The 25,772-nt window shown below is 73.0% G+C and carries 25 protein-coding genes; 12 read left to right on the plus strand and 13 right to left on the minus strand.

Going from position 1 to position 25,772, the window contains the following annotated elements; translation table 11 throughout:
* Nucleotides 1-123: 123 nt before the first annotated feature.
* A complete protein-coding gene (locus ACGFQC_RS20030; protein WP_363089822.1) occupies nt 124-597 on the minus strand; it encodes a C40 family peptidase in 474 nt (157 codons plus the stop codon).
* Nucleotides 598-1,159: 562 nt separating this feature from the next.
* Nucleotides 1,160-1,465, minus strand: a complete 306-nt coding sequence (locus ACGFQC_RS20035) for a hypothetical protein (protein WP_363089821.1) — start codon at nt 1,463-1,465, stop codon at nt 1,160-1,162.
* A gap of 112 nt (nt 1,466-1,577) precedes the next feature.
* Between ACGFQC_RS20035 and ACGFQC_RS20040 the strand changes: the two genes are divergently transcribed.
* From ACGFQC_RS20040 to ACGFQC_RS20075, 8 genes are all read left to right on the plus strand, one after another.
* The gene (locus ACGFQC_RS20040) at nt 1,578-1,865 is read left to right on the plus strand and encodes a type II toxin-antitoxin system Phd/YefM family antitoxin (RefSeq protein WP_363089820.1); all 288 of its coding nucleotides are present in this window, start codon (nt 1,578-1,580) and stop codon (nt 1,863-1,865) included.
* Nucleotides 1,866-2,149: 284 nt separating this feature from the next.
* Nucleotides 2,150-2,452 carry an urease subunit gamma gene (locus ACGFQC_RS20045; protein ID WP_363089819.1) on the plus strand — a complete coding sequence of 101 codons (303 nt, stop codon included), beginning with the start codon at nt 2,150-2,152 and terminating at the stop codon, nt 2,450-2,452.
* 10 nt (nt 2,453-2,462) lie between these two features.
* Nucleotides 2,463-2,774, plus strand: a complete 312-nt coding sequence (locus tag ACGFQC_RS20050; RefSeq protein ID WP_363089818.1) for an urease subunit beta — start codon at nt 2,463-2,465, stop codon at nt 2,772-2,774.
* Nucleotides 2,767-4,488: an urease subunit alpha gene (locus tag ACGFQC_RS20055; protein WP_363089817.1), complete on the plus strand. Its 1,722-nt coding sequence runs from the start codon at nt 2,767-2,769 to the stop codon at nt 4,486-4,488. The genes ACGFQC_RS20050 and ACGFQC_RS20055 overlap by 8 nt, the downstream gene beginning before the upstream one ends.
* Nucleotides 4,489-4,498: 10 nt before the next feature.
* Nucleotides 4,499-5,173 (plus strand): urease accessory UreF family protein, encoded by a 675-nt coding sequence (locus ACGFQC_RS20060; RefSeq protein ID WP_363089816.1) that lies wholly within the window; start codon nt 4,499-4,501, stop codon nt 5,171-5,173.
* A 164-nt stretch (nt 5,174-5,337) separates the two neighbouring features.
* Entirely contained in the window at nt 5,338-6,015 is a 678-nt protein-coding gene (gene ureG / locus ACGFQC_RS20065; protein WP_363089815.1) for an urease accessory protein UreG, read from the plus strand.
* Nucleotide 6,016: 1 nt separating this feature from the next.
* Complete coding sequence (locus ACGFQC_RS20070) at nt 6,017-6,769, plus strand: urease accessory protein UreD (RefSeq protein ID WP_363089814.1); 753 nt, start codon at nt 6,017-6,019, stop codon at nt 6,767-6,769.
* A gap of 149 nt (nt 6,770-6,918) precedes the next feature.
* The gene (locus ACGFQC_RS20075) at nt 6,919-8,517 is read left to right on the plus strand and encodes an alpha/beta hydrolase (protein WP_363089813.1); all 1,599 of its coding nucleotides are present in this window, start codon (nt 6,919-6,921) and stop codon (nt 8,515-8,517) included.
* A 138-nt stretch (nt 8,518-8,655) separates the two neighbouring features.
* Here ACGFQC_RS20075 and ACGFQC_RS20080 read toward each other — a convergent pair whose 3' ends face one another.
* The 6 genes from ACGFQC_RS20080 to ACGFQC_RS20105 form a co-directional block, all read right to left on the minus strand.
* Nucleotides 8,656-9,378, minus strand: a complete 723-nt coding sequence (locus tag ACGFQC_RS20080; protein ID WP_363089812.1) for a lysophospholipid acyltransferase family protein — start codon at nt 9,376-9,378, stop codon at nt 8,656-8,658.
* Nucleotides 9,379-9,530: 152 nt separating this feature from the next.
* Entirely contained in the window at nt 9,531-10,772 is a 1,242-nt protein-coding gene (locus ACGFQC_RS20085) for a SpoIIE family protein phosphatase (protein WP_363089811.1), read from the minus strand.
* 76 nt (nt 10,773-10,848) lie between these two features.
* On the minus strand, nt 10,849-13,323 hold the full coding sequence (locus ACGFQC_RS20090; protein ID WP_363089810.1) for a SpoIIE family protein phosphatase: 2,475 nt from the start codon (nt 13,321-13,323) through the stop codon (nt 10,849-10,851).
* Between the two features lie 849 nt (nt 13,324-14,172).
* Nucleotides 14,173-15,393, minus strand: coding sequence for an ornithine--oxo-acid transaminase (gene rocD / locus ACGFQC_RS20095; RefSeq protein ID WP_363089809.1), 1,221 nt, complete (start codon nt 15,391-15,393; stop codon nt 14,173-14,175).
* On the minus strand, nt 15,390-16,211 hold the full coding sequence (ddaH, locus tag ACGFQC_RS20100) for a dimethylargininase (RefSeq protein WP_363089808.1): 822 nt from the start codon (nt 16,209-16,211) through the stop codon (nt 15,390-15,392). Before ddaH ends, rocD begins: the two co-directional genes overlap by 4 nt.
* Before the next feature lie 125 nt (nt 16,212-16,336).
* Nucleotides 16,337-16,852, minus strand: coding sequence for an Lrp/AsnC family transcriptional regulator (locus tag ACGFQC_RS20105; RefSeq protein WP_363089807.1), 516 nt, complete (start codon nt 16,850-16,852; stop codon nt 16,337-16,339).
* Between the two features lie 78 nt (nt 16,853-16,930).
* Between ACGFQC_RS20105 and ACGFQC_RS20110 the strand changes: the two genes are divergently transcribed.
* The 4 genes from ACGFQC_RS20110 to ACGFQC_RS20125 are packed head-to-tail and all read left to right on the plus strand — an operon-like array spanning nt 16,931 to nt 21,034.
* Nucleotides 16,931-17,680 (plus strand): LytTR family DNA-binding domain-containing protein, encoded by a 750-nt coding sequence (locus ACGFQC_RS20110; protein ID WP_363089806.1) that lies wholly within the window; start codon nt 16,931-16,933, stop codon nt 17,678-17,680.
* Between the two features lie 2 nt (nt 17,681-17,682).
* Entirely contained in the window at nt 17,683-18,081 is a 399-nt protein-coding gene (locus ACGFQC_RS20115) for a hypothetical protein (protein ID WP_363089805.1), read from the plus strand.
* The gene (locus ACGFQC_RS20120; RefSeq protein ID WP_363089804.1) at nt 18,078-19,793 is read left to right on the plus strand and encodes a cation acetate symporter; all 1,716 of its coding nucleotides are present in this window, start codon (nt 18,078-18,080) and stop codon (nt 19,791-19,793) included. Before ACGFQC_RS20115 ends, ACGFQC_RS20120 begins: the two co-directional genes overlap by 4 nt.
* Nucleotides 19,790-21,034 carry a histidine kinase gene (locus ACGFQC_RS20125; protein WP_363089803.1) on the plus strand — a complete coding sequence of 415 codons (1,245 nt, stop codon included), beginning with the start codon at nt 19,790-19,792 and terminating at the stop codon, nt 21,032-21,034. Before ACGFQC_RS20120 ends, ACGFQC_RS20125 begins: the two co-directional genes overlap by 4 nt.
* Before the next feature lie 37 nt (nt 21,035-21,071).
* Here the strand turns inward: ACGFQC_RS20125 and ACGFQC_RS20130 are convergent, their stop codons facing one another.
* The 5 genes from ACGFQC_RS20130 to ACGFQC_RS20150 form a co-directional block, all read right to left on the minus strand.
* The gene (locus ACGFQC_RS20130; RefSeq protein WP_363089802.1) at nt 21,072-21,254 is read right to left on the minus strand and encodes a hypothetical protein; all 183 of its coding nucleotides are present in this window, start codon (nt 21,252-21,254) and stop codon (nt 21,072-21,074) included.
* 86 nt (nt 21,255-21,340) lie between these two features.
* A complete protein-coding gene (locus tag ACGFQC_RS20135) occupies nt 21,341-22,288 on the minus strand; it encodes a cytochrome c oxidase assembly protein (RefSeq protein ID WP_363089801.1) in 948 nt (315 codons plus the stop codon).
* Nucleotides 22,289-22,417: 129 nt separating this feature from the next.
* Entirely contained in the window at nt 22,418-23,443 is a 1,026-nt protein-coding gene (locus ACGFQC_RS20140; protein WP_363089800.1) for a 6-phosphofructokinase, read from the minus strand.
* A 225-nt stretch (nt 23,444-23,668) separates the two neighbouring features.
* On the minus strand, nt 23,669-24,397 hold the full coding sequence (locus ACGFQC_RS20145) for a glutamine amidotransferase (RefSeq protein ID WP_363089799.1): 729 nt from the start codon (nt 24,395-24,397) through the stop codon (nt 23,669-23,671).
* 23 nt (nt 24,398-24,420) lie between these two features.
* Entirely contained in the window at nt 24,421-25,659 is a 1,239-nt protein-coding gene (locus ACGFQC_RS20150) for a MurT ligase domain-containing protein (RefSeq protein WP_363089798.1), read from the minus strand.
* Nucleotides 25,660-25,772 lie beyond the last annotated feature (113 nt).

Raw genomic sequence — 25,772 nt, forward strand, 5'->3', positions numbered from 1 at the left:
GCCCAGCGCCGGTAGTAGGCGAGATGGCTGCTGAGCGTCCGCACCAGGGGGCCGTGGGGGGGGGGGGGGGGGGGGGGGGGGGGGGGGGGGGGGCGGGGGGCCCCCCCCCCCCGCCCCGGGAGGTCACTTGACCCGGCCGTACCAGACGCTCTTGGTCCAGATCTTCTGGAGCCTCACCACGTCCCCGGTCTTCGGGGAGTGCCAGATCTTGCCCTTACCGGCGTAGATCCCGACGTGGTAGACGTTCGACCCCGAGTGGAAGAACACCAGGTCCCCGGCCTTGCGGCTGCCGGCGGAGATGTGGCGCGTCTTGTTGTACTGCTGGGCGGCCGTACGCGGCAGCTTCTTGCCGGCCTTCTTGAACGAGTACAGCGTCAGCCCGGAGCAGTCGAACCGGTTCGGCCCGGTGGCCCCGTACCGGTACGGGGAGCCCTTCTTGGAGGCGGCGATCTTCAGCGCCTTCGTCGCCGGGGTGGCGGCCGCGGCGTCGGACGCCACACCCGGGACCACGATCGAGCCGCCGACGGCGGCGATGGCGAACGCCGAGGCCGTACCGGCCCGGGCCATGAGGGACGGAACACGATTGAGCGCAGTCATGCGCAACCCTTCGTCAGCCGCCTGTGAAGGATGACCTGTCGGATTCGGGCTGGCGAAGTTGCCCGGCCGCTGCTGCGGCTTCACCCCAAGGGCTGCTCGGCCCGGCGCCTCCCTGTCGGGGACGGTCGGTCCGGCAACCCGGCTTGCTCGGGTCCTCCACTCCTGCCGGTGCACTCCTGTCGACTCGGGCATCCGGGCGGCGGCAGGACTCGGCGTCCGCCCGGACCGCCCCGCCGCTTGTGGCGGGGGCTTGTCGTCAGTCAGGGATCTTGGCTCACCGATGTCCGAAAATCCCAACGGAACCGGGGATTTGTGGGGTTACTCACCACTCGCCCGTTCGGGTGGACACCCTGATGTTCGATCAGATGTCAAGATGCCACCAGGCCTCCGACCAGCACGGGAACCTCGGATTCCGCCCACTTTCGCGGTCCTCGGCGCAACTTGTGGGGTCGGGGAAAGCGGCCAACGGTACGCCGAACAGGGGTACGTCATTTGGTCCGTTTGTGTCCCGGTCCGGACGTCACGTGCTCCGTGCCCGCCGCCCGGACCGGACGGACACGGGTCAACTGTCGGAGAGCGGCGGCATCGTGACGCGCGCCGTGCGGCGCTCCCCGTCGAGGAGGCGCAGCGCCCGCGCGAGCGTGGGCGCGTGCAGCTCGCTCTCGCCCCGCTGGTGCATCAGCGTCAGCGCGTCCCGCAGCGCGGTCGCCCGGCCCACCAGCGCCTGGGCGGCCCGCAGCCCGCCGTACGTGTCTGCGCGCCGGGCGGGATTGACGCGGCCGACCAGGTCGACCACCTCCAGGTAACGGTCGATCAGCTCGGCCTCGGCGCGGGTCAGCGCCGGCAGTGGCGGCAGCTCGGGAAGCATCGGCGGCTCACCCCGCGTCCGGGGTGCGGCGGGCGGTCGGTCGGGCCATGGGAACCCCCTTCTTCGGCATCGGTAAAAATGTACAGGACGTACGTCACGTTAGAATGGGTCCATGGCCTACGAGATTCCGGTGACACAAGCCAGGGCTGAACTCGCCGACCTGATCAACCGGGTGGTGTACGGCGGTGAGCGCGTCGTCGTGACGCGGCACGGCAAGCCCCTCGTCGCCCTCGTCTCCGCTTCCGACCTCGAGCGGCTCGACGCGCTGGACGCACCCGACGCCCCGGCCGGGGAGCGGGTGATCAGCTCGGTCTCGGCCGTCCGCGACGCGGCGTCCGCTTCCCGCGAACGGCAGCGGTTCGGGATCGCGGCGGAACACCGCGGGACCGATCCCTCCTAGGCGCGCGGACCGGACGTACGGACCGGACCCGCGGACCGCAGCGCACGCCGGACCCGCGGACCGCAGCGCACGCCGGACCCGCGGACCGCAGCGCACGCCGGACCCGCGCGCCGGGCGCGCAGCTGAGCACGGACCGGGCACGCACCGGGCGCACGTATCACAGCTCGGTTAACGTCCTCGAAACGCGGTCCAACTAGCCTGCCCCTCCACGCCACCAGGCACTTCGCCGGATGGCCGCGGCAACCGGACCCCGCACGGTCCGGAGCGAGGAGGTGAGGTGGGACGTGCAACTGACCCCGCACGAGCAGGAGAGGCTGCTCATCCATGTGGCCGCCGACGTCGCCGAGAAGCGCAGGGCCCGGGGGCTCAGGCTCAACCACCCCGAGGCCGTCGCCCTGATCACCGCGCACATCCTCGAGGGGGCGCGGGACGGCCGTACCGTCGCCGAGCTGATGGCCTCCGGCCGCAGGCTGCTCACCCGTGACGACGTCATGGAGGGCATCCCCGAGATGATCCACGACGTGCAGGTCGAGGCGACCTTCCCGGACGGCACCAAGCTCGTCACCGTCCACGACCCGATCGTCTGAGGGGGCCTCGATGATTCCCGGCGAGATCCTGTTCGGGTCCGGCCCGATCGTCTACAACGCGGGCCGCGAGATCACCCGGCTCACCGTCCTCAACGCCGCCGACCGGCCCGTCCAGGTCGGCTCCCACTACCACTTCGCCGAGGCCAACCCCGGGCTGGAGTTCGACCGTGCCGCCGCGCGCGGCAAGCGGCTGAACGTCGCCGCCGGCACCGCCGTGCGCTTCGAGCCCGGGATCCCCGTCGACGTCGAACTCGTACCGCTCGCCGGCGCCAGGGTCGTGCCCGGCCTGCGCGGGGAGACCGGAGGTGCCCTCGATGCCTGAGATCTCGCGTGCCGCGTACGCCGATCTGTTCGGGCCGACCACCGGGGACCGCATCCGGCTCGCCGACACCGACCTGATCGTCGAGATCGAGGAGGACCGCTCCGGCGGGCCGGGCCTCGCCGGTGACGAGGCCGTGTTCGGCGGCGGCAAGGTCATCCGGGAGTCCATGGGCCAGGCGCGCGCCACACGCGCGGACGGCACGCCGGACACCGTCATCACCGGGGCCGTCGTCGTCGACCACTGGGGCATCGTCAAGGCCGACATCGGCATCCGTGACGGGCGCATCACCGGCATCGGCAAGGCCGGCAACCCCGACACCATGGACGGTGTCCACCCCGACCTGGTGATCGGGCCCGAGACCGAGGTCATCGCCGGCAACGGACGGATCCTCACGGCCGGCGCGATCGACGCGCACGTCCACTTCATCTGCCCCCAGATCGCCGACGAGGCGCTGTCCGCGGGCGTGACCACCCTGGTCGGGGGCGGCACCGGGCCGGCCGAGGGCTCGAAGGCGACCACCGTGACGCCCGGCCCCTGGCACCTGGCCCGCATGCTGGAGGCGATGGAGCACTACCCGCTCAACGTCGGTTTCCTCGGCAAGGGCAACACCGTCTCCCACGAGGCGATGCTCTCCCAGATCCGGGGCGGCGCGCTGGGCCTGAAGCTGCACGAGGACTGGGGCTCCACCCCGGCCGTCATCGACGCCTCCCTCACGGTCGCCGACCGCACCGGCATCCAGGTCGCCATCCACACGGACACGCTGAACGAGGCCGGATTCGTGGGCGACACGCTCGCTGCGATCGCCGGCCGCGGCATCCACGCGTACCACACCGAGGGTGCGGGCGGTGGGCACGCGCCCGACATCATGACCGTCGTCTCCGAGCCGCACGTGCTGCCGAGTTCGACGAACCCGACCCGGCCCTACACCGTCAACACCGCCGAGGAACACCTCGACATGCTGATGGTCTGCCACCACCTGAACCCCGCGGTGCCGGAGGACCTCGCCTTCGCCGAGTCCCGGATCAGGCCCTCCACGATCGGCGCGGAGGACGTCCTCCACGACCTCGGCGCCATCTCGATCATCTCCTCCGACAGCCAGGCGATGGGCCGGGTCGGCGAGGTCGTCCTGCGGACCTGGCAGACGGCGCACGTGATGAAGCGACGCCGGGGCGCGCTGCCCGGGGACGGCGGCGCCGACAACCACCGGGTACGCCGCTACGTCGCCAAGTACACGATCAATCCCGCGCTCGCGCAGGGGCTGGCGAGGGAGATCGGCTCCGTCGAGACCGGCAAGCTGGCCGACCTCGTCCTGTGGGAACCGGCGTTCTTCGGCGTCAAGCCGCACCTCGTCATCAAGGGCGGGCAGATCGCGTACGCGCAGATGGGCGATGCCAACGCGTCGATCCCCACCCCGCAGCCGATCCTGCCGCGTCCCATGTACGGGGCGATCGGCCGGGCGCCGGCGTCCAACTCGTTCAACTTCGTCGCACCACTGGCGATCGAGGACGGGCTCCCCGAACGCCTGCAGCTCGGCAAGAGGTTCGTCGCGATCGACTCCACGCGGGGTGTCACCAAGGCCGACATGCGGGAGAACGACGCCCGGCCGCGGGTCGAGGTCGACCCCGACAGCTTCGCCGTACGCATCGACGGCGAACTGGTCGAGGCGGAACCGGCAGCCGAACTGCCCATGTCCCAGCGCTACTTCCTCTTCTGATGAGCCCGCGATGAGCAGGGCGGCACTTCTCGTCCTCGCCGACGGACGCTTCCCCGCCGGCGGGCACGCCCACTCCGGCGGAGCCGAGGAAGCGGTCAAGGCGGGCCGGATCACCGGCGCGGCGGGCCTGGAGGACTTCTGCCGCGGCCGGCTGCACACGGCCGGGCTGGTGGCGGCGGCGCTGGCCGCGGCCGCGGCGGCCGGGGCCGACCCCGGCGGACTGGACGCCGCCGCCGACGCGCGGACACCGTCGCCCGCGTTGCGGGTGGCCGCCCGCCGACTGGGCCGGCAGCTGCTCCGGGCGGCGCGGGTCACCTGGCCCGACGCCGAACTGGACGCGCTGGCACGGAAGTTCCCCAAGGGTGCGCATCAGCCGGTGGTGCTCGGGCTGACGGCCCGTGCGGCCGGGCTCGAGCCCGGGGACGCGGCGTACTGCGCGGCGTACGAGAGCGTGAGCGGACCGGCTTCGGCGGTCGTGCGGTTGCTGAGCCTCGATCCGTTCGAGGCGACGGCTGTGCTGGCGCGGGTGGCTCCGGAGGTGGACGGGCTCGTCGAGCGGGCGGTGGTCGCGGGGGTGGCGGTGCTGAGCGAGGGAGTGGAGGTGCTGCCCGCCGTGTCCGCGCCGTTGCTGGAGATCGGGGCGGAGGCACATGCGGGTTGGGGCGTGCGGTTGTTCGCGTCCTGAGGTTCCTCGCCCCCGCCGCCCCTTCCCCTCCCGTCCCCGGAGGACTGTGCCCCCGCCCCCCCCATCGGCCTGAACGGCCTCGTCCTCACACTCCCCCGGAGGGGGCACCCCCGGACGGGCCGTGCAGCCCAGCCGGTCCCGGCCGGTCGAAAAAGGAGCCGTACATGCATCTTGACCACTTCCACCACGGTCCCGCCGCCGTCAGCGCCGATGCCCGGCGGCCCGACGGGGCCCGTCGCGCCCTGCGGATCGGGCTCGGCGGGCCCGTCGGGTCCGGGAAGACCGCCACCGTGGCCGCGCTCTGCCGGGCGCTGCGCGACGAGCTCTCGCTGGCGGTCGTCACCAACGACATCTACACCCGCGAGGACGCCGAGTTCCTGCTGCGGGAGGCCGTACTGCCGCCCGAGCGGATCACCGCCGTCGAGACGGGGGCCTGCCCGCACACCGCGATCCGGGACGACATCTCCGCCAACCTCGAAGCGGTGGAGGACCTGGAGGACGAGGTGGGGCCACTGGACCTCGTCCTGGTGGAGTCCGGCGGGGACAACCTCACCGCCACCTTCTCCAAGGGGCTCGTGGACGCCCAGATCTTCGTCATCGACGTCGCCGGAGGGGACGACATCCCCCGCAAGGGCGGGCCCGGCGTCACTACCGCCGACCTCCTCGTCGTCAACAAGACCGACCTCGCGCCGTACGTCGGCTCCGACCTCGCCCGGATGGCCGCCGACGCCAAGGCGCAGCGCGCCGAACTCCCCGTGGTGTTCCAGTCGTTGCGGAACGAGGACGGCGTACGGCAGGTCGCCGCGTGGGTACGGGAGCGGCTCGCCGCGTGGACGGCCTGACATGAGCGGTGTGCACGCCACCGCGCGGATCCGGGCCCGTGCGGACGGTCGTGGCGGCACCGCCCTGCCCGTCCTGGAGAGCGACGGACCGCTCGCGCTGCGGCGGACCCGCGGTGACGCCGACGAGGCCCGCGTCGTGCTGGTCGGCGCGATGAGCGGACCGCTCGGCGGCGACCGCTTCGCCGTCGAGGCGGACGTCGACGGCGGCGCCCGGCTGCGCGTCGGCTCGGCCGCCGCCACCATCGCCCTGCCCGGCCAGGTCAAGGACGAGGCCCGTTACACGGTTCGGCTGGACATCGCCGACGGCGGCGAACTGCACTGGCTCCCGGAGCCGTTGATCTCCGCGCGGGGCAGCGACCTGCACGTCACCACCCGTGCCGACCTCGCCCCGGGCGCCCGGCTCGTCCTGCGCGAGGAGCAGGTGCTCGGCCGGGTCGGCGAGGAGCCCGGCCGGCTCACCAGCCGGCTCGTCGTGCGGGTCGGCGGGCGTGCCGTCCTCGTCCAGGAACTGGCCTGCGGGCCGGGCGCCCCCGGTGGCTGGGACGGACCCGCCGTCCTCGCGGGACATCGAGCCGTCGGTCAACTGGTCGTCGTGAGACCGGAGTTCGCCGACGATCCGGTCTCCGCCCGGATGCTCGGCGACAGCGCCACGCTGGTGCCGCTGGCCGGGCCCGCCGTTCTGGTGACCGCGGTCGCGCCGGACGGCCTGCGGCTGCGGCGCGTCCTGGACGCGGCCCTCAAGTCCCTGACCTGAGTCCGGCGTTCATCCGGTGAGCGGGACGTGTCTCTCCGGTTATCGGATTGGCAAAGAAGGTCAACGACACCTGTTCTCAGGGACCTCACAGCGGCAAGGATCCCGTACTGACGTTCTGAACGACGAACTGAGATACGGGGAGGTCCCACTTGAGGGACATACGACCTACCGGACGGACGGCGGCGCTCGGCTCGGTCGGCGCACTCGTCGCCGCGACGCTGGTGGCCGGCGCGGTCATGGCACCGACCGCGAGCGCGACCGGTGACCGGTCGGGGCAGGACCGCGAGATGCGCGGCGCCGCGATCGCCGCGGAGCGGGCCGCCAAGGCCGGCGTCGACTGGCAGGACTGTCCCGCCGACTGGGGGCTGGAGAAGCCCATCCAGTGCGGCTACGTGACCGTGCCGCTCGACTACGCCAGGCCCGACGGCAAGCAGATCAAGATCGCCGTCGACCGCATCGGCAACACCGGGACGAAGGAGGAGCGCCAGGGCGCCCTCGTCTACAACCCCGGCGGCCCCGGCGGCTCCGGCCTGCGCTTCCCGCGCCGGGTCACCACCAAGGCCCCGGTCTGGGCCAACATCGCCAAGGCCTACGACTTCGTGGGCTTCGACCCGCGCGGCGTCGGCCACTCCGCGCCCATCTCCTGCGTCGACCCGCAGGAGTTCGTCAAGGCGCCCAAGGCCGACCCCGTCCCGGACACCGAGGCCGACAAGCGCGCCCAGCGCAGGCTCGCCCGCGAGTACGCCGAGGGCTGCCACGAGCGCAGCGGCGACATGCTGCCGTACATGACCACGCCGAACACCGTGCGCGACCTCGACGTCATCCGCGCCGCCCTCGGTGAGAAGAAGCTGAACTTCCTCGGCGTCTCCTACGGCACCTACCTCGGCGCCGTCTACGGCACCCTGTTCCCGGGGCACGTGCGCCGCATGGTCGTCGACAGCGTGGTGAACCCCTCGCGGGAGAAGATCTGGTACCAGGCCAACCTCGACCAGGACGTCGCCTTCGAGGGCCGCTGGAAGGACTGGCAGGACTGGGTCGCCGCCAACGACGCGACCTTCCACCTCGGCACCACCCGTGCCGCCGTCCAGGCCAAGTGGCTCGACCTGCGCGCCACGGCCAAGAAGAGCCCCCTCGGCGGCGTCGTCGGCCCCGCCGAGCTGATCTCCTTCTTCCAGAGCGCCCCGTACTACGACTCCTCCTGGGTCCCGGTCGCCACCGTCTTCAGCAAGTACGTCGCCGGTGACACCCAGGCCCTCGTCGACGCCGCCGCCCCCGACCTGTCGGACACGGCCGGCAACGCCGCCTCCGAGAACGGCAACGCCGTCTACACGGCCGTCGAGTGCGCCGACGCCAAGTGGCCCACCAACTGGAACAAGTGGGACCGCGACAACACGCGTCTGCACAAGGACCATCCGTTCATGACCTGGGCCAACGCCTGGATGAACCTGCCGTGCGCCACCTGGCCGGTCAAGCAGCAGACCCCGGTGAACGTCAAGACCCACAAGGGCCTTCCGCCGGTGCTCATCGTGCAGTCCGAGCGGGACGCGGCCACCCCCTACGAGGGTGCCGTCGAACTGCACCAGCGCTTCAAGGGCTCCCGCCTGATCACCGAGAAGGACGCGGGCTCCCACGGCGTCACCAGCCTGGCCAACTCCTGCATCAACACCCGGGTGGACACCTACCTCCTGACGGGCGAGCTGGACACCGCGGACGTGACCTGCGCCCCGCACGCCACGCCCAAGCCGTAGGCTCCGCGACGGCTTTGCCGTGAGGGCCGCGACGGCCTCGCCGTAGCGGCCGACACGACAGCGAGGGGCGGCCGGATCATCCCGGCCGCCCCTCACCCGTACCGCCGTCCCCCGTAACCCCGTTCCGTCCCGCCGGTGTCAACGCGTGGGAAAACGAGGGAACTTTCGCGCCCTCTCCTTAGCCGCCGCTTCCTCCGCCTTGACCTCGGCCGCGTACCGGTCCACGTACTCCTGCCCCGACAGCGCCAGGATCGCGTACATGATCTCGTCGGTGATCGCGCGCAGGACCGCCTTCTCGCCCTCCATGCCGGCGTAGCGGGAGAAGTCGAGGGGCTCGCCGAAGCGGATCGCCACGGGGCGGATGTGCGGGATCTTCTTGCCGGGCGGCTGCGCCTCGAACGTGCCGATCATCGCGCAGGGCACGACGGACACCCCGGCCTTCAGGGCCATCACCGCGACCCCCACCTTGCCCTTGTAGAGACGGCCGTCGTGCGAGCGGGTGCCCTCCGGGTAGATGCCGAGCAGCTCGTCCTTGCCCAGTACGCCGAGGCCCTCACGGATGGCGGCCTGACCCGCGTCCTTGCCGGAGCGGTCGACCGGGATCTGCCCCGCACTGCGGAAGAACGCCGCGGTCAGCCGGCCCTTCACCCCGGAGCCCGTGAAGTACTCGGCCTTCGCGAGGAACGTGATGCGCCGCTTGAGGATCGCCGGCATCAGGAAGTGGTCCGAGAACGACAGGTGGTTGCCCGCGACGATCGCCGCCCCGGACGCCGGCACGTGCTCGAGCCCTTCGATACGGGGCCGGAACAGCAGGCGCAGGAGCGGTCCCAGCACCACGTACTTCAGGAGGTAGTAGAACAACGGGTGGCTCCTCAATCCGGCGGATCGGCTCAACCGCCGTGTCCCAGCAGGTCAACCGGCATGGTGCGGGGTGCAAGTCTAGGCGGGGCGGCGCACGGCAGGAACCCGCGCGCATCGACGTCACGAACCCCGCGGCGCAACGTCGTCGGCGGTCACAGCCGGACGACGACGAGAGCCGTGTCGTCGGTGGCGCCCCCGTGCGGCAGCAGCTCCAGCAGGACGGCGTCGGCTATCTCCTCCGGGTCGGCGTGCCGGTGGCGGGTCAGGGAGCCGGCGAGCCGTGCGAGGCCGGTGTCGATGTCCTCGCGCCGCCGTTCCACCAGGCCGTCGGTGTACAGCGCGAGCAGTGCGCCCGGCGCGTAGGCGGTGGACGCCTGCGGCCGGGGCCGGGGATCGGGGCGGGCGTCGAGCGGGGGATCGGTGGCCCGGTCGAGGAACTCCACGTGGCCGTCGGGGTGCACCAGCACCGGCGGGGGATGCCCCGCGCTGCTGTAGGTGACGGTGTGGTCGTCGCAGTCGATGAACGTCGTCACCGCCGTCGCCGACTCGGCGCCGTCCACGACGTGGGCGTAGCGGCCGAGCACGTCCAGCGCCTGGGCGGGGCCCGCCGCCACCCGGGAGGCGGCACTGAGCGCGCTGCGCAGCTGTCCCATCACGCCCGCGGCGGCCAGCCCGTGCCCGACGACGTCGCCCACCGACACCCCGATCCGGTTGCCGCCGACCAGGTCGACGAGGTCGTACCAGTCGCCGCAGACGTTGAGCGCGCCGGCCGCCGGACGGTAGCGGACCGCCACCTGGTGGCGGCCGACCTGCCGGCGGGGCGGCAGCATCGCCTCCTGGAGGGCCAGGGCCACCTCGCGCTCGCGGGTGTGCGCCAGCCGCAGACGCTCGTTCAGTTCCTGGAGTTCGCGCGCACGCGTGTACAGCTCGGCCTCCAGCACCCGGGCCCGGCTCCCGGCAGGGCCCCCCGCGCCGCCGCCCCGGGCCCGGATCAGCTCGGTGACATCCTCGACGCGGTGCACCAGCAGCACCACCGAGCCGTCCCCGTCGCGCACGGGCGCGTTGACGGGACTCCAGTACCGCTCGTCCCACTCGCCGGGCCGGTCCGGCGACTCCACGTCGTAGCGCTGCAGTGCCATCGCGTCGCGTTCGCCGGTCGCCAGCACCCGGCGCAGCGAGGCCTCCAGGTTGCGCATGCCGCTGGCGGCGGGGTCGTGCGGGTTGTCGGGGAAGACCTCGAAGAGGTGACGGCCGACCACCTGCTCGCGCCGGCGGCCGGACACGCGCAGGAACTCCTCGTTGGCGTCGGCGTACACCAGGGCCGGGGTCAGCAGCGCCACCATGCCGGGCAGGGACTGGAACACCGCCGCGTAGTCGATCGCCGAGTCGTTCATGGCCGCGCCCCATCTGCCGGTTTTTGGGCTATTTTCGCATGCTGTGGCCGGAGGGTGGGGTGTGGCGGAGGGTGCGTCAGACGCCGGGGTCGGCGAGGGACTGCTCGGCCCAGATGATCTTTCCGTCGGAGAGGAAGCGCGTGCCCCAGCGCCGGGTCATCTGGGAGACCAGCAGCAGGCCGCGGCCGCCCTCGTCGGTGGTGCGGGGGTGGCGCAGATGGGGAGCGGTGGCGCCGCCGTCGTGCACCTCGCAGACCAGGGTGCGCTCGCGGATCAGGCGGAGCAGGATCGGACCGTCGGCGTACCGGATGGCGTTGGTGACCAGCTCGCTGACGACCAGCTCGGTGGTGAACGACAGCTCCGCGAGGTCCCACTCCGCGAGCCGGCGGGCCGCGGCCTTGCGGGCCTCTGCGACCGCGGCCGGATCGGCGGGCAGTTCCCACTGCGCGACCCGGTCCGGTGGCAGTCGCCGGGTACGGGCCATCAGCAGGGCCACGTCGTCGTGCGGGTGCTCCGGGACCAGCAGGTCGACCACCGTCCGGCAGCGCAGGTCGAGCGACTCCGCCTGCGCCTTCAGGGCCCGCACCAACTGTTCCCGGGTGGCCTCCGGCGTCTCCCGCCCGCCCTGGGCCAGCAGTCCGTCCGTGTGCAGCGCCAGCGTGCTGCCCTCCGGCAGCAGCAGCTCGGCCGACTCGAAGGGCGGCCCGCCCGCCCCGAGCGGCGGCCCCTGCGGCAGGTCGACGAACGCGATCGTGCCGTCGGGCAGCGCGACCGCAGGGGCGGGATGTCCGGCGGAGGCCATCGCGCACCGCCCGTCGACGGGGTCGTACACCACGTACAGACACCCGGCCTCCACGGCCTGCGCCACGTCCTCCGCCGCGGCCGCCGTGCCCTCTCCCGCGTTCTCCTGCGCCGTGCGCGCCACCTGGTCGTCGAGGTGGGCGAGGACCTCGTCGGGCGGCAGCTCCAGCGCGGCGAGGGTGCGGACGGCGGTGCGCAGCCGCCCCATGGCCGCGGCGGCGTCGATGCCGTGACCCTGCACCTCGCCCACCACGAGGGCCACGCGGGCCCCCGAGAGCGGGATGAGGTCGTACCAGTCGCCGCCGAGGCCGGTCAGCTCGTCCGCCGGCCGGTAGTAGGCTGCCACCTCGACCGCCTCCTGTTCGGGCAGCCGGTGCGGGAGCAGACTGCGCTGCAGCACCAGGGCGGCGTCCCGCTCGCGGGTGTAACGGCGTGCGTTGTCCACGCAGACGCCGGCGCGCGAGACGAGGTCCTCGGCCAGTGCCACGTCGTCCTCGCAGAAGGGCTCCTGCGTGGCGCGGCGCAGGAACGTGGCCACCCCCAGGGTGGCGCCACGGGCCCGCACGGGCACGATCAGCACGCTCGGCGGCCCCCCGCCGGCCCTCGGCGCGGCGCCCAGCGGCGGAAGGTCCCGGCCCCAGTCCGCGGCGTCCGGCCAGAGCCGCTCCGCCCACCAGGACCGCCCGGTGACCAGACAGCGGACAGCGGGGGAACCGGCTCGGTGAGCCACGACGGCGTCGGGGCCGGACCCCGTCTCCCCGTCCGGCCGCGGGCCGTCCGCCGCCGACCGCTGCCCGGCCCTGCGCAGCACCATCGACCCGTCCGGCCGCGCCGCCCGTCCCACCACGGGCTCGGCCCCCCGCAGCACCGACTCCAGGAGGTCCACGGCTACGGCGTCGGCGAAACCGGGGACCACCACCTCGGCGAGTTCCTGTGCGGTCCGGGCGATGTCCAGGCTGCGGCCGATGTGCCGGCCGGCCCGGTCCAGGAGGGCGAGACGCTGCCGGGCGCGGTGCCGGTCGGTGATGTCCACGACGGTGTAGTAGACGCCCATCGGCTGGCGGTGGTCGTCGTCCAGGCGGGTGAACGACAGCATGTGCGCCGTCTCGCGGAGTGGAGCGGCCCGCATCCGCCCGACGTGCTCGTAGCCGACGACGGGCTCGCCGGTCTCCAGCACCTGCCGCATCTGCGCCTCGACCGCCTCCGCGTCGAAGCCCGGCTGGACGTCCGCCAGCCGCAGCCCCAGCCGGCTGTCGGGCGCGCCGCCGCCGAACCGGGTCAGGGCCGTGTTCGACCACACGAACCGCAGGTCCGTGTCCACGATCGCGATGCCGATCGGCGAGCCGGCGACCAGTTGCTCCAGCACGTCACGGCTCATGCTCCAGCCGTGCGCTTCGCCCATCTCGTTCACCAGGACCAGCCAGCGCCACGGTCCGCCGGGCTCGTCCGCCGAGGTGATCCGCGCCATCACGGGCACCGGCTGCCGGTTCTTGCGGCGGGCCGACAGCAGCCCCGCCCAGCCACCGGACCGGCGGCACCGCTCCAGCACGTCCGGCACCCGCGCGGCGTCCCCCACCGTCAGCAGCCCGGCCAGGCCCTTGCCCACCGCCTCCGCGGCCCCGTAGCCGAACAGCCGCTCGGCGTCCCTGGTCCAGCTGGTCACCACGCCACGCGCATCGAGCAGCAGGGGTACGGCATCCGCCACGTCGAACCGCCGGCGGGCAACATCGTCCAGGTCGTGACTGCCCACGGCCGACCTCTCTGTCGCTGAGAGTCCTGATGGTCCTGTGAGTCCTCTCCCACCTCTCGACTCCATCTTCACCCCGCACCCCGAGGACGGCCTCTGGCAGGGCGACCCTGCCCCGGCCCCGGTCCCGACCGGAACCACGACGCGGACAAGGGCCCAGGCCCACGCCCGGCCCCGCAGGCGGCCCACCGGCCGGCCATCACGCACGGCCCGCACGCGGCCCCACTCCGGAGCCGGTCGCCCCGGCCCGCCGCAGGCCGGGTGCCGCACACAGCCACAGCACGCGCACGCGGTCCTCCGTCCGGCCCCATCGGCCGGCCACACCCGGCGCGCCCGGGCCTGCCCCACACGCGGCCCGCACACGGATCCACCCGGGAGCCGGTCGCCCCGGCCCGCCGCAGGCCGGGTGCCGCACACCACCGCAGCACGCGCACGCGGTCCTCGCCCCCGCAGTGCGGGGGCAGCCCCCGGGGCCGAGGGAGCGAGCGCCCGCGGAGACCAGCCCCGAGACTCTCCGCGGGCGTGGCGGCGCGCCGCACCGCACCGCTACCTCGTGGAGGGCATCGCGACCACCGCACTGCGGCTGTCGCGGGACCGGGGCCGAGGGGCGGAACGCCTGGACTGGAGGAAGGGGGCGGGCGGGGGCGAAGAACCCGCGAGAGAGTCGCCCTCGCAGCCTCGCAGCCTCGCAGCCTCGCAGCCTCGTAGCCTCGCAGTCCCGGAACCTCGCAGCCCCGCAGCCCCGGAGAACCGCCCCGCGGGCCCCCGGGGGATCGTCCCCGGGTGAAACCTCCTCCGGTAAGGGGAACCGCCGCCCTGGGGAATCCCCCGGACCCCTGAGGGCCCCGCCGACTAGGCCCCCAGCACCTCCTCCAGCGTTCCCAGGGCCATCCGCAGCTCCTCCTCCGTGATCGTCAGGGGCGGGGCCAGCCGGATGGTGGAACCGTGGGTGTCCTTGGCCAGGACGCCCCGCGCGAGCAGCCGTTCGCCGATCTCCCTGCCGGTGCCGATCGCCGGGTCCACGTCGACCCCCGCCCACAGCCCGCGCGCGCGGAACCCGACGACTCCCCGGCCGACCAGCCGGGACAGACCGTCCCGCAGGACACTCCCCAGCGCGGCCGCCCGCGCCTGGAACTCACCGGTCTCCAGCAGCGACACCACCGCCGTCCCCACCGCCGCCGCCAGCGGGTTCCCGCCGAACGTCGACCCGTGCTCACCCGGCCGCAGCACGGACAGCACGTCCCGCCGCGCCACGACGGCGGACACCGGCACGATCCCGCCGCCCAGCGCCTTGCCGAGCAGCAGCACGTCCGGGACGACCCCCTCGTGGTCGACGGCCAGCGTCCGGCCCGTCCGCCCGAGCCCGGACTGGATCTCGTCGGCGACGAAGAGGCAGCCCCGGCGCCGGGTCAGCTCCCGCACCCCGGCCAGGTAGCCGTCGTCCGGGACGACGACGCCGGCCTCGCCCTGGATCGGCTCGATCAGCACGGCCGCCGTCGTCTCGTCGACCGCCGCCTCCAGCGCCGCCAGGTCGTTGTACGGCACGATCCGGAACCCCGGCGTGAACGGCCCGAACCCGGCCCGCGCCGTCTCGTCCGTCGAGAAGCTGACGATCGTCGTCGTACGGCCGTGGAAGTTGTCCGCGGCGACCACGACGGTCGCCCGGTCGGCCGGCACCCCCTTCACGTCGTACGCCCACCTGCGGGCCACCTTGATCCCGCTCTCGACGGCCTCGGCGCCGGTGTTCATCGGCAGCACCATGTCCAGCCCGGTCAGCCGTGCGAGCCGTTCCGCGAACTCGGCGAGCCGGTCGTTGTGGAAGGCGCGGGAGGTGAGCGTCAGCCGGTCCAGCTGGCGGTGCGCGGCCTCGATCAGCAGCGGATGGCGGTGCCCGAAGTTCAGCGCCGAGTACCCGGCCAGCATGTCGAGGTAGCGGCGGCCCTCGACGTCCTCCACCCAGACCCCCTCGGCACGCGCGACGACCACGGGCAGCGGGTGGTAGTTGTGCGCGAGGACGGGCTCCTCGGCCCGGATCAGGTCGGCGGACGAACGCGTGCGGGCGGGTGCGGTCATGGACGGATCTCCTGGGTGCAGCACTTGATGCCACCTCCGGCCTTCTGGAACTCCGAGAGGTCGACGGGGACGGGGACGTAGCCGTGGTCGGCGAGGCGGCCGGCGAGCGCCTCGGCACGCGGCGCGATGAAGACGTTGCGGCCGTCGGAGACGGAGTTCAGCCCGAACGTCATCGCGTCGTCGCGGGTGGCGAGCACCGCGTCCGGATAGAGCCGGGCGAGCACCGCACGGCTGCCCGGCGAGAACGCCTCGGGGTAGTAGGCGATGTTTCCGTCGGGCCCGCCGTCCAGCACGAACAGCGCCGTGTCCAGGTGGTAGAAGTGCGGGTCCACCAGCGTCAGGCTGACCACCGGGTGCCCGAAGAACTCCTGCACCTCCCGGTGCGCCTCCCGGGTGGTGCGGAACCCGGTGCCGGCCAGCATGTACCGGCCGGTCCACACCAGATCGCCCTCGCCCTCGCAGACGGACGCGGGCCGGTGGACGTCGAAGCCCGCCGTCCTGAACCACGTGTCGTAGTGGGTGGACTCGTCGCGCCGCTCCGGCGCGTGGAAGAGGGAGCCGAAGACGCGGCCGTCGACGACGACCGCCGAGTTCGCGGCGAAGACCATGTCGGGCAGCCCGGGGGCGGGCTCGAGGGTGTCGACGGTGTGGCCGTGCGCACGGTAGGCGCTGATCAGCGCCTGCCACTGCTCGTGCGCGAGGTCGACGTCGACGGGGGAGTCGGGATGCATCCAGGGATTGATCGCGTACTGCACCGCGAAGTGTCTGGGTTCACAGACGAGGAAGCGCCGAAGGCGCGGCACACGGCTGACGGTCACAGAGGGGTTCCTCCGCTTTTCCTGCGCGGTCGACTGGGGGTGACACCACGGTAGAAAGCGAGCGGGACGCCCGACAAGGAAGATGAGTTGCGCGTTCACGCAGGAACGCTGCGTCTTCGCCCTGCTCAGCGCACGTCTGCTGCGTCGCCGGGTTCGGCGTGCGGGGCCTCGTGGGTCGCGCCCGCCTCCGGGCTCTCCGGCAGCAGGTGCGACAGCACCATCACACTGATCGTCTTGCGGATGAACGGCTCCACCCGGATGCGCTCCAGCACCTCCTCGAAGTGCTCCACGTCCCGGGCCCGCACGTGCAGCAGCGCGTCCGCGCCCCCCGTCACCGTCATCGCCGCGGTGATCTCCGGATGGTTGCGCACCACCTCCGCGAGCCGCCGCGGCGGGGCCGCCCCCTCGCAGTACACCTCCACGTACGCCTCCGTGCGCCAGCCCAGCGCCGACGGCTGCACCGTCGCCGTGAACCCGGTGATCACCCCGCTGTCCCGCAGCCGGTCCACCCGGCGCTTGACCGCCGTGGCCGACAACCCGACCGCCGTGCCGATCTCGGCGAAACTCGTCCTGGCGTTCGCCATCAGCGCGGTGAGGATCTTCCGGTCGAGTCCGTCGAAAGGGGCGGGGCCGCTGTTCATGCGGGCACTGTATCCAGCGCACGCGTCCGCACCCCGGCACGTGTCCAGCCGTCCGGATCGCCCCTACACTCCACCTTCATGCTGCGCGCCCTCGCCGTCGACGACGAACGCCCCTCGCTGGAGGAGCTGCTCTACCTGCTCTCCGCGGATCCCCGGATCGGCAGCGTGGAGGGCGCCGGTGACGCGACGGAGGCGCTGCGCCGGATCAACCGGGCCCTGGAATCCGGCCCCGAAGGCCCCGACGCCGTCGACGTCGTCTTCCTCGACATCCAGATGCCCGGCCTCGACGGCCTCGACCTGGCCCGGCTGCTCACCGGCTTCGCCCGCCCGCCCCTGGTCGTGTTCGTCACCGCCCACGAGGACTTCGCCGTCCACGCCTTCGACCTCAAGGCCGTCGACTACGTCCTCAAGCCGGTCCGCAAGGAACGGCTCGCCGAGGCCGTCCGCCGCGCCGCCGAACTGCGCGGCACCGTCCCGCGCATCCCCGTCCACGAGCCCGACCCCGACCACATAACCGTCGAGCTGGGCGGCGTGACCCGGTTCGTGTCCGTCGACGACATCACCCACGTCGAGGCCCAGGGCGACTACGCCCGCCTGCACACCGACCGCGGCAGCCACCTCGTCCGCATCCCGCTGTCCACCCTGGAGGAGCGCTGGCGGACCCGGGGCTTCGTCCGCATCCACCGCCGCCACCTCGTCGGCCTGCGCCACATAGGCGAACTCCGTCTGGACGCCGGCACGGTCAGCGTCGTCGTCGGCGGCGAGGAACTCCAGGTCAGCCGCCGCCACGCCCGCGAACTGCGGGACCTGCTGATGAGGAGGCCGTGACCGTGCCCCAGCAGGACCCCGCCGAGCGCCGCGTGGTCGTCACCGGCCCGCCCCGCCGCACCCTCCCGCACGCCCGGCCCCGCGCGCGCGGGCGCCACCCCCACGCCTTCGGCCACTACCGCCCGCGCACCGAGATCGACGAGCAGACGACCCTCGGCCACACCTACGTCCGCTCCCTGATGCGCACCCAGCTGCGCGCCGCGCTCACCGTGTTCGCCGTCCTCGTGCTGCTGGTCGGCCCGCTGCCCCTGCTGTTCGCGGCGATGCCCGACGCCCGCCGCCTGGAGTGGGCGGTCCTCGGCTTCGGCCTGTACGCCCCGCTGGTCCTGCTCGCCCGCTGGTACGTCCGCCGCGCCGAGCGCAACGAACGCGACCTCGTACGCCTGGTCGAGGACCGGTGAACTCCGCGTTCGCCGTCCCCGCCGTCGCCCTGGTCGTCGTGGCGACCGTCCTCGTCGGCGCCTTCGGCCTGCGCATCTCCCGCACGACCTCCGACTTCTACGTCGCCTCCCGCACCGTCGGCCCCCGCCTCAACGCGGCCGCCATCAGCGGCGAGTACCTCTCCGCGGCCTCCTTCCTCGGCATCGCCGGACTGGTCCTGGTGCAGGGCCCGGACATGCTCTGGTACCCGGTCGGCTACACCGCCGGCTATCTGGTGCTGCTCCTCTTCGTCGCCGCCCCGCTGCGCCGCTCCGGCGCCTACACCCTCCCCGACTTCGCCGAGGCCCGCCTCGCCTCCCAGGCGGTACGGCGCCTCGCGGGCGCCTTCGTCGTGGGCGTCGGCTGGCTCTACCTGCTGCCCCAGCTCCAGGGCGCCGGGCTGACCCTGACCGTGCTCACCGGGGCGCCCGACTCGCTCGGCGGGCTGATCGTGGCCGTGGTCGTCACCGCGACCGTCGCCGCCGGCGGCATGCGCAGCATCACCTTCGTGCAGGCCTTCCAGTACTGGCTCAAGCTGACCGCGCTCCTCGTCCCCGCCCTGTTCCTGGTCCTCGCCTGGCAGGGCGACGGCGCGCCCCGGCAGGTCTTCGAGGAGCCGCCCGCCTTCCGCGACCAGCGGGCCGTCCGGGTCGACTCCACCCTCGACCTGACACTGGAGCGGCCCCTGACCGTGACGGTGACCGGCACGGTCGACGGCCGGCGGCACGAGCGGGCCGCGCTGAGCCTGCCCGCCGGCACCCACCGCATCGAGCGGGGCACCCGCCTCACCTTCACCGCGGGCACCCCCCTCCCCACCGCCGAGCGCGGCGGCAACGGCGGCATGTCCACCAGCCTCGCCGCCGGCCGCGAGGAACGCCCCCTGTACGCGACGTACGGCCTGATCCTCGCGACCTTCCTCGGCACGATGGGCCTGCCGCACGTCGTCGTCCGCTTCTACACCAGCCCGCACGGCGTCGCCGCCCGCCGCACCACCGTCGTCGTCCTCGCCCTGATCGGCGCCTTCTACCTGCTGCCGCCCGTCTACGGGGCCCTCGGCCGCCTGTACGCCCCGGAACTGGCCCTCGCCGGCGACGCCGACGCGGCCGTCCTGCTGCTGCCCGACCGGGTGATCGGCGGCCTCGGTGGCGACCTGCTCGGCGCGCTGGTCGCGGGCGGTGCCTTCGCGGCGTTCCTGTCCACCGCGTCGGGCCTGACCATGGCCGTGGCGGGCGTCCTCACCCAGGACGTCCTGCCCACCCGCGGCGTCCGGCACTTCCGGCTCGGCACCGGTCTCGCCATGGTCGTCCCGCTCGCCGCGAGCCTGCTGGTGGGCGGACTGCCGGTGGCCGACGCGGTCGGCCTGGCCTTCGCGGTGTCCGCGTCCTCGTTCTGCCCGCTGCTCGTCCTCGGCATCTGGTGGCGGCGGCTGACCCCGCCCGGCGCGGCCGCCGGGATGCTCGTGGGCGGCGGCTCGGCCTTCGCCGCCGTCGCCGCGACCATGGCGGGCCTGCCCGTCACGGGCGGGCTGCACGCCCTGCTGGCCTGGCCCGCCCTGTGGTCGGTCCCGCTGGGCTTCCTCACCATGGTCCTGGTCTCGCTGGCGACCCCGGGCCGCGTCCCGGCCGGCACGGCGTCGATCCTTGCCCGCTTCCACCTCCCCGAGGAGCTGCGGGCCGCGGAGGTCAAGGCGTGAGCGGTTTCCTGGCGGGCCTGTGCATCGCGATCCTGCCCTTCCTCGCGGCCGGTTTCTGGCTGGGCCGCCGCACCGCCCGCCCCCAGAGCCTCGGCGACCTCGGCACCCCCGTCGAGCACGCCACCTTCCAGACCCTGCACACCGCCTCCCTCGCCGCCCCGCCCCTGCGCGCCGGCCTCACGGAGGAGACGGCCCGCAGGTCCGCCGGCCGGCTGCGCACCCTGCTCGGCACGGACGCCCTCTGCCTGACCGACCGCGAACACCTGCTGGCCTGGGACGGCGTGGGCGCCCACCACCGCACGGAGATCACGGCCCGGCTGGCCGGCCCGCTGGACACCGGCCGCGGCGAGGCCTTCCCGCTCAACTGCGACGCCCCCGACTGCCCGGTCCGCTGGGCCGTCCTCACCCCGCTCACCGTCGACGACCGGGTGCACGGTGTCCTCGTCGTCTGCGCGCCCCGTGAGTCCGCCGTCCTGGTCCGGGCCGCGGGGGAGGTGGCCCGCTGGGTGAGCGTCCAGCTGGAGCTCGCCGACCTCGACGACTCCCGCACCCGCCTCATCGAGGCCGAGATCAAGGCCCTGCGCGCCCAGATCTCCCCGCACTTCGTCTTCAACTCGCTCGCGGTGATCGCCTCGTTCGTGCGGACCGACCCCGAGCGGGCCCGCGAGCTGCTCCTGGAGTTCGCCGACTTCACCCGCTACTCGTTCCGCCGGCACGGCGACTTCACCACCCTCGCCGACGAGCTGCACGCCATCGACCAGTACCTGGCGCTGGTGCGGGCCCGCTTCGGCGACCGCCTCTCCGTCACCCTCCAGATAGCCCCGGAGGTCCTTCCGGTGGCCCTGCCCTTCCTCTGCCTCCAGCCCCTGGTGGAGAACGCCGTCAAGCACGGCCTGGAGGGCAAGGCCGACGAGTGCCACATCCAGATCACCGCGCGGGACGCCGGCGCCGAGGCCCTGGTCGTCATCGAGGACGACGGCGCGGGCATGGACCCCGTCCTGCTGAGCCGCATCCTGGCCGCCGGGGTCAGCCCGTCCGGCGGCATCGGGCTGTCCAACGTCGACGACCGGCTCCGCCAGGTGTACGGCGACGACCACGGCCTCGTGATCGAGACCGCGCCCGGCGCGGGCATGAAGATCACCGCCCGGCTGCCGAAGTACCAGCCGGGCGTCCACCAGGGCCTCTCGTCCGGATCAGGCCGGACCCCGCGAGCCCGGCATGATCCGGACGAGAGGCCCTAGGTGTGCCGACCGCACCCCGGGGTGAGCCGTCCGGCACTCACGTCGTGCGCGTGGCGACCATCGCGAGCGTGATCAGCCCCAGCACGACCCAGCCGAACCACAGCCAGCCGTTGCTGCCGAGCGCCACCGTGTAGGCCGTCACCACGACGAGGCCGCCGATGGTGAGCACCCCCATGGTCTTCGTGGAACCGTCCGCCGAACCGTGCGTGGAACCGGGCATCGCGACACCCTCCTCCGGCACACCCCCCACAGGGTGTGTCCGCCTCCATGGTGCCCCGGTTTCGGCCCTTCAGCCCCGGCGACGGCTCAACCGCGGCCGTTCAGCGAGGCCAGATAGGCGTTGTACGCCTCCAGCTCCCTGTCACCGTCCCGGTCGGCCGCCCGGTCCTGGCGCTTGGCCTGCCGCTGCTCGGAGCCGTACCACTGGAACAGCAGGGCGATCAGCACCAGCACCGACGGGATCTCGCTGAACGCCCAGGCGATGCCGCCGGCCGCGTTCTGGTCGGCGAGGGCGTCGATGCCGAGGGAGGCGGGCGGGTTGCGGAACGTCTCGACCATCGGCGTGGACGCCATCATCAGCGCGATACCGAAGAACGCGTGGAAGGGCATCCCGGCGAACAGCTCCAGCATGCGCATCAGGTAGCCCGGCCGGTTCGGGCCCGGGTCCACGCCCATGATCGGCCAGAAGAACACCACGCCGACGGCGAGGAAGTGCACCATCATCGCGACGTGCCCCGTCTTCGACCCCATCAGGAAGTCGAAGAGCGGCGTGAAGTACAGCGCGTACAGGCTCGCGATGAACATCGGAATGGTGAACGCGGGATGTGTGACGATCCGCATGTACCGGCTGTGCAGCAGCATCAGCAGCAGCTCACGCGGCCCCTTGCGGCCCCGGCCCGCGGTGGGCAGGGCCCGCAGCGCCAGGGTGACCGGGGCGCCGAGCAGGATCAGGATCGGCGACAGCATGCTGATCACCATGTGCTGCACCATGTGCACGCTGAACATGACCATGCCGTAGTCGTTCAGTCCGGTGCACATCACCAGCATGATCGTCAGTACACCGGTGACGTACGCCACCGTCCGCCCCGCGGACCACGTGTCCCCGCGCCGCCGCAGCCGGACGACCCCCCAGGCGTACAGCCCGAGGGCGGCCAGACAGGCCACGAGGAAGAACGGGTCCGCCGACCACTGGAGACCCCGCCCCAGCGTGAACGGCGGCAGATCCATCGTCATGCCGTGCCCGCTGTGATCCATCCGCCGGCTCCTGATTCGTGGGGGGTTGTGCGTTTCTCGCCGCCCCAAGAGTAGAACCGCCCCCGGTCGCGATCGCGACCGGGGGCGGGACGAGCGGGCTCGCAAGGGGCGCGAAGCCCCGCAGGACGGCTACAGCACGCACTCCGCCTCGGCGTACCGGTCCGCGGGGACCGTCTTCAGCGTCTCGACGGCCTCCGACAGCTCCACCATCACGATGTCCGTCCCCCGCAGGGCCGTCATCCGGCCGAACTCGCCCCGGTGCACGGCCTCCACCGCGTGCCATCCGAACCGGGTGGCCAGGACGCGGTCGTACGCGGTGGGCGTGCCGCCCCGCTGCACGTGCCCGAGGATCACCGGCCGGGCCTCCTTGCCGAGGCGCTGTTCCAGCTCGACGGACAGCTGGCGCGCGATCCCGGCGAACCGCTCGTGCCCGTAGATGTCCTTGCCGCCCTCGTCGAAGGCCATGGAGCCGGGCGCGGGCTTGGCACCCTCCGCGGCCACGACGATCGCGAACCGCTTCCCCGCCGCGAACCGCTCGCCGACCCGCCGGGTCAGCTCCTCGATGTCGAAGGGGCGTTCCGGTACGACGATGGCGTGGGCGCCGGCCGCCATGCCGGAGTGCAGCGCTATCCAGCCGGTGTGCCGCCCCATGACCTCGACGACCAGGACCCGCTGGTGGGACTCGGCGGTGGTCTTGAGCCGGTCGAGCGCCTCGGTGGCGACGCCCACCGCGGTGTCGAAGCCGAAGGTGACGTCGGTGACGGCGATGTCGTTGTCGATGGTCTTCGGCACGCCCACGATCGGCAGGCCGCTGTCCGACATCAGGCGGGCCGCCTTGAGCGTGCCCTCACCGCCGATCGGGATGACGGCGTCGAGGCCGAGCTCCTCGACATGTCCGCGGGCCCGCTCCACGCCGTCCCTCAGCTGCGAGGGCTGGACGCGGGAGGAGCCGAGGATGGTGCCGCCGCGGGCGAGGATGCCGCCCACCGCGTCGAGGTCGAGCTTGAGGTAGTCGCACTCCAGGAGGCCCTTCCAGCCGTCCCGGAAGCCGATGACCTCGTCGCCGTGGTCGACGACGGCACGGTGCACGACGGACCGGATGACGGCGTTCAGGCCGGGGCAGTCGCCGCCGGACGTGAGGACACCAATGCGCATAGCCCGAACAACCTTCTCCACGTGGGCCGGATCCGGACCGCGTCGTCCGGCTCGATCCCCGCCACCCTAGCGTCAGGAGGGGGCGGGGCCGAAGCACACGTCCGCCTGCTGGACGAGCCCGCTCACCTGTGCGGACGTACCGTCATCCGGGCTGCTGACGGCACCCTGAAGATCAGGTGAACACACAGGTCACGCGGGCTGCCGCGGGCGCCCGCGAAGCGCCCGCTAGGCGGGCTGCTGCGCGGCCGCGATGCGCTCGTTGCGCAGGGCCTCGTACCAGCGGTCGTCGGTCGGCGGGAGCGCGTTCACGTCGAGCGCCAGCTTCAGCAGCAGGTCCGCGATGAGCGGATTGCGGGCCAGCACCGGACCGTGCATGTAGGTGCCGAAGACGGTGTCGTTGTACGCGCCCTCGGTGCCGTCGCCGGTGCCGTTGCCCTTGCCGATCTGGACGCGGGCGAGCGGGCGGGCGGTCGGGCCGAGGTGGGTGATGCCCTGGTGGTTCTCGAAGCCGGTGAGCGGGGGCAGCCCGAGGCGCGGGTCGATGTCCGCGAGGACGTCGCCGACGCACCGCTCGCCCTCACCGCGGGTGGTGGTGACGTCCAGCAGACCGAGACCCGGCTCGCGCTGACCGAGGTCGTTGACGAACTCGTGGCCCAGGATCTGGTAGCCGGCGCACACCGCGAACACGATCGCGCCGTTCTGCACCGCCTGGTACAGGTGCCCGTCACGGCGCAGCCGCTCGGCCGCGAGCCGCTGCGGCCGGTCCTCGCCGCCGCCGATGAGGTAGATGTCGCCGGAGGTGGGGATCGGCTGGTCGCTGCGCACGTCCAGCCGCGCCACGTCCAGGCCGCGCTGCCGCGCCCGCCGCTCCACGACCAGGACGTTGCCCTGGTCGCCGTAGGTGCTGAGCAGGTCCGGGTACACCCAGACGACCCGCAGTTGGTTGTCGTTCATCACGGTGATGTATCCCTCGGGGCTCAGTTGCCGACGCGGCGGCGCAGGTCCTGGAACGCGGTGTAGTTCGCGATGACCTCGATGCGGCCGGGCGGCGCCAGCTGCACGGCCTGGTCGACGTTCTCGCACACCTGGAAGTGCTGGTTGGCCACCTCCAGGCGTACCGCGAGGTCCAGTTTGCGGTCACCGACGACGAAGATCGGGTGGCCGGTGAGACGGGTGTAGTCGACGTCCCACAGCCAGGACGTGTCGGTGCCGTCGGCGCCGCGCGCGTTCACCGAGAGGATGACCGGCGTGGGCGGCGGGTCGATCAGGCTGAACGTCTCGAGCCAGCCCGCCGGGTTCTTCGCCAGCAGCAGGCGCAGGTCGCGCTGCATGAACTGGACGACGTCGTAGCGCCCGGCGACGGCCTGCACCTGGTACATCCGCTCCAGCGCGACCTGCGGCGGCACGCCGAAGACGGCGGCGACGGCGGCCGAGGAGGCGGCGTTGGCCTTGTTGGCGCGGCCCGGCAGCTGGAGGTGGATCGGCCAGGCGGAACCGTGCGGGTCGAGGACGTGGTCGCCGGAGAGCGCCCAGCTCGGCGTCGGCCGCCGGAACCCGCACTCGCCGCAGAACCAGTCGTCGCCCGGACGCTGCATCACACCGCCGCAGGACGGGCAGGACCAGGCGTCGTCCTTCCACATCTGCCCGGCGGCGACCCAGATCACGTTGGGGGAGGAGGACGCGGCCCACACCACCAGCGGGTCGTCGGCGTTGGCGACGACGACGGCCTTCGAGCCGGCCAGCCCCTCGCGCCAGTTCTCCGCGAGCATGCGGGTCTCGGCGGCGCGGTCCAGCTGGTCGCGGGAGAGGTTCAGCAGCGCGATGCACTTGGGCGCGGTGTCGCGGGCGACGCCGGCCAGGTACTTCTCGTCGACCTCGATCACGCCGTACTTGGCGTCGGAGCCGCCGGCGAGCGCCGAGGTGATGCCGGCCGGCATGTTCGCGCCCAGCGCGTTGGAGACGACCGGGCCCGCGGCCCGCAGGGCCTCCGCGATGAGGCGGGTGGTCGTGGTCTTGCCGTTGGTCGCCGAGACGAGGGTGACGTCCAGGTTCTGGGCGAGCCGTGCGAGGAGGTCGGGGTCGAGTTTCAGCGCCACCTTGCCGCCGATCACCGAACCGCTGCCGCGTCCCGCGGCGCGCGATGCCGCAGCGACCGCCTTGCCCGCGGTCACGGCGATCTTGGCCCGCGGCGTGAGCGGGTCCGAGTTGCCTGCCATCAGTTCTCGATCCTCCTTGCGTACGCGCCGCGCCTGAAGCCTGACGGCAACGTGGTAGGTGGTCAGCCTATCGAGATCCATTCACAGTCCCGAATCCCGGCACCGTTCCACGC

It is taken from the genome of Streptomyces sp. NPDC048734, from assembly GCF_043198675.1.
Taxonomy (GTDB): domain Bacteria; phylum Actinomycetota; class Actinomycetes; order Streptomycetales; family Streptomycetaceae; genus Streptomyces.

What these genes read in the sequence shown, in the direction of transcription:
- ureG (WP_363089815.1), top strand. Translation starts at nt 5,338, where the DNA reads ATGCATCTTGACCACTTCCACCACGGTCCCGCCGCCGTCAGCGCCGAT.
- rocD (WP_363089809.1), bottom strand. Translation starts at nt 15,393, where the DNA reads ATGACCGCACCCGCCCGCACGCGTTCGTCCGCCGACCTGATCCGGGCC.
- ACGFQC_RS20040 (WP_363089820.1), top strand. Translation starts at nt 1,578, where the DNA reads ATGGCCTACGAGATTCCGGTGACACAAGCCAGGGCTGAACTCGCCGAC.
- ACGFQC_RS20070 (WP_363089814.1), top strand. Translation starts at nt 6,017, where the DNA reads ATGAGCGGTGTGCACGCCACCGCGCGGATCCGGGCCCGTGCGGACGGT.
- ACGFQC_RS20130 (WP_363089802.1), bottom strand. Translation starts at nt 21,254, where the DNA reads ATGCCCGGTTCCACGCACGGTTCGGCGGACGGTTCCACGAAGACCATG.
- ACGFQC_RS20145 (WP_363089799.1), bottom strand. Translation starts at nt 24,397, where the DNA reads ATGAACGACAACCAACTGCGGGTCGTCTGGGTGTACCCGGACCTGCTC.
- ACGFQC_RS20135 (WP_363089801.1), bottom strand. Translation starts at nt 22,288, where the DNA reads ATGGATCACAGCGGGCACGGCATGACGATGGATCTGCCGCCGTTCACG.
- ACGFQC_RS20030 (WP_363089822.1), bottom strand. Translation starts at nt 597, where the DNA reads ATGACTGCGCTCAATCGTGTTCCGTCCCTCATGGCCCGGGCCGGTACG.
- ACGFQC_RS20150 (WP_363089798.1), bottom strand. Translation starts at nt 25,659, where the DNA reads ATGGCAGGCAACTCGGACCCGCTCACGCCGCGGGCCAAGATCGCCGTG.
- ACGFQC_RS20110 (WP_363089806.1), top strand. Translation starts at nt 16,931, where the DNA reads ATGCTGCGCGCCCTCGCCGTCGACGACGAACGCCCCTCGCTGGAGGAG.
- ACGFQC_RS20105 (WP_363089807.1), bottom strand. Translation starts at nt 16,852, where the DNA reads ATGAACAGCGGCCCCGCCCCTTTCGACGGACTCGACCGGAAGATCCTC.
- ACGFQC_RS20060 (WP_363089816.1), top strand. Translation starts at nt 4,499, where the DNA reads ATGAGCAGGGCGGCACTTCTCGTCCTCGCCGACGGACGCTTCCCCGCC.
- ACGFQC_RS20050 (WP_363089818.1), top strand. Translation starts at nt 2,463, where the DNA reads ATGATTCCCGGCGAGATCCTGTTCGGGTCCGGCCCGATCGTCTACAAC.
- ACGFQC_RS20055 (WP_363089817.1), top strand. Translation starts at nt 2,767, where the DNA reads ATGCCTGAGATCTCGCGTGCCGCGTACGCCGATCTGTTCGGGCCGACC.
- ACGFQC_RS20085 (WP_363089811.1), bottom strand. Translation starts at nt 10,772, where the DNA reads ATGAACGACTCGGCGATCGACTACGCGGCGGTGTTCCAGTCCCTGCCC.
- ACGFQC_RS20035 (WP_363089821.1), bottom strand. Translation starts at nt 1,465, where the DNA reads ATGCTTCCCGAGCTGCCGCCACTGCCGGCGCTGACCCGCGCCGAGGCC.
- ACGFQC_RS20140 (WP_363089800.1), bottom strand. Translation starts at nt 23,443, where the DNA reads ATGCGCATTGGTGTCCTCACGTCCGGCGGCGACTGCCCCGGCCTGAAC.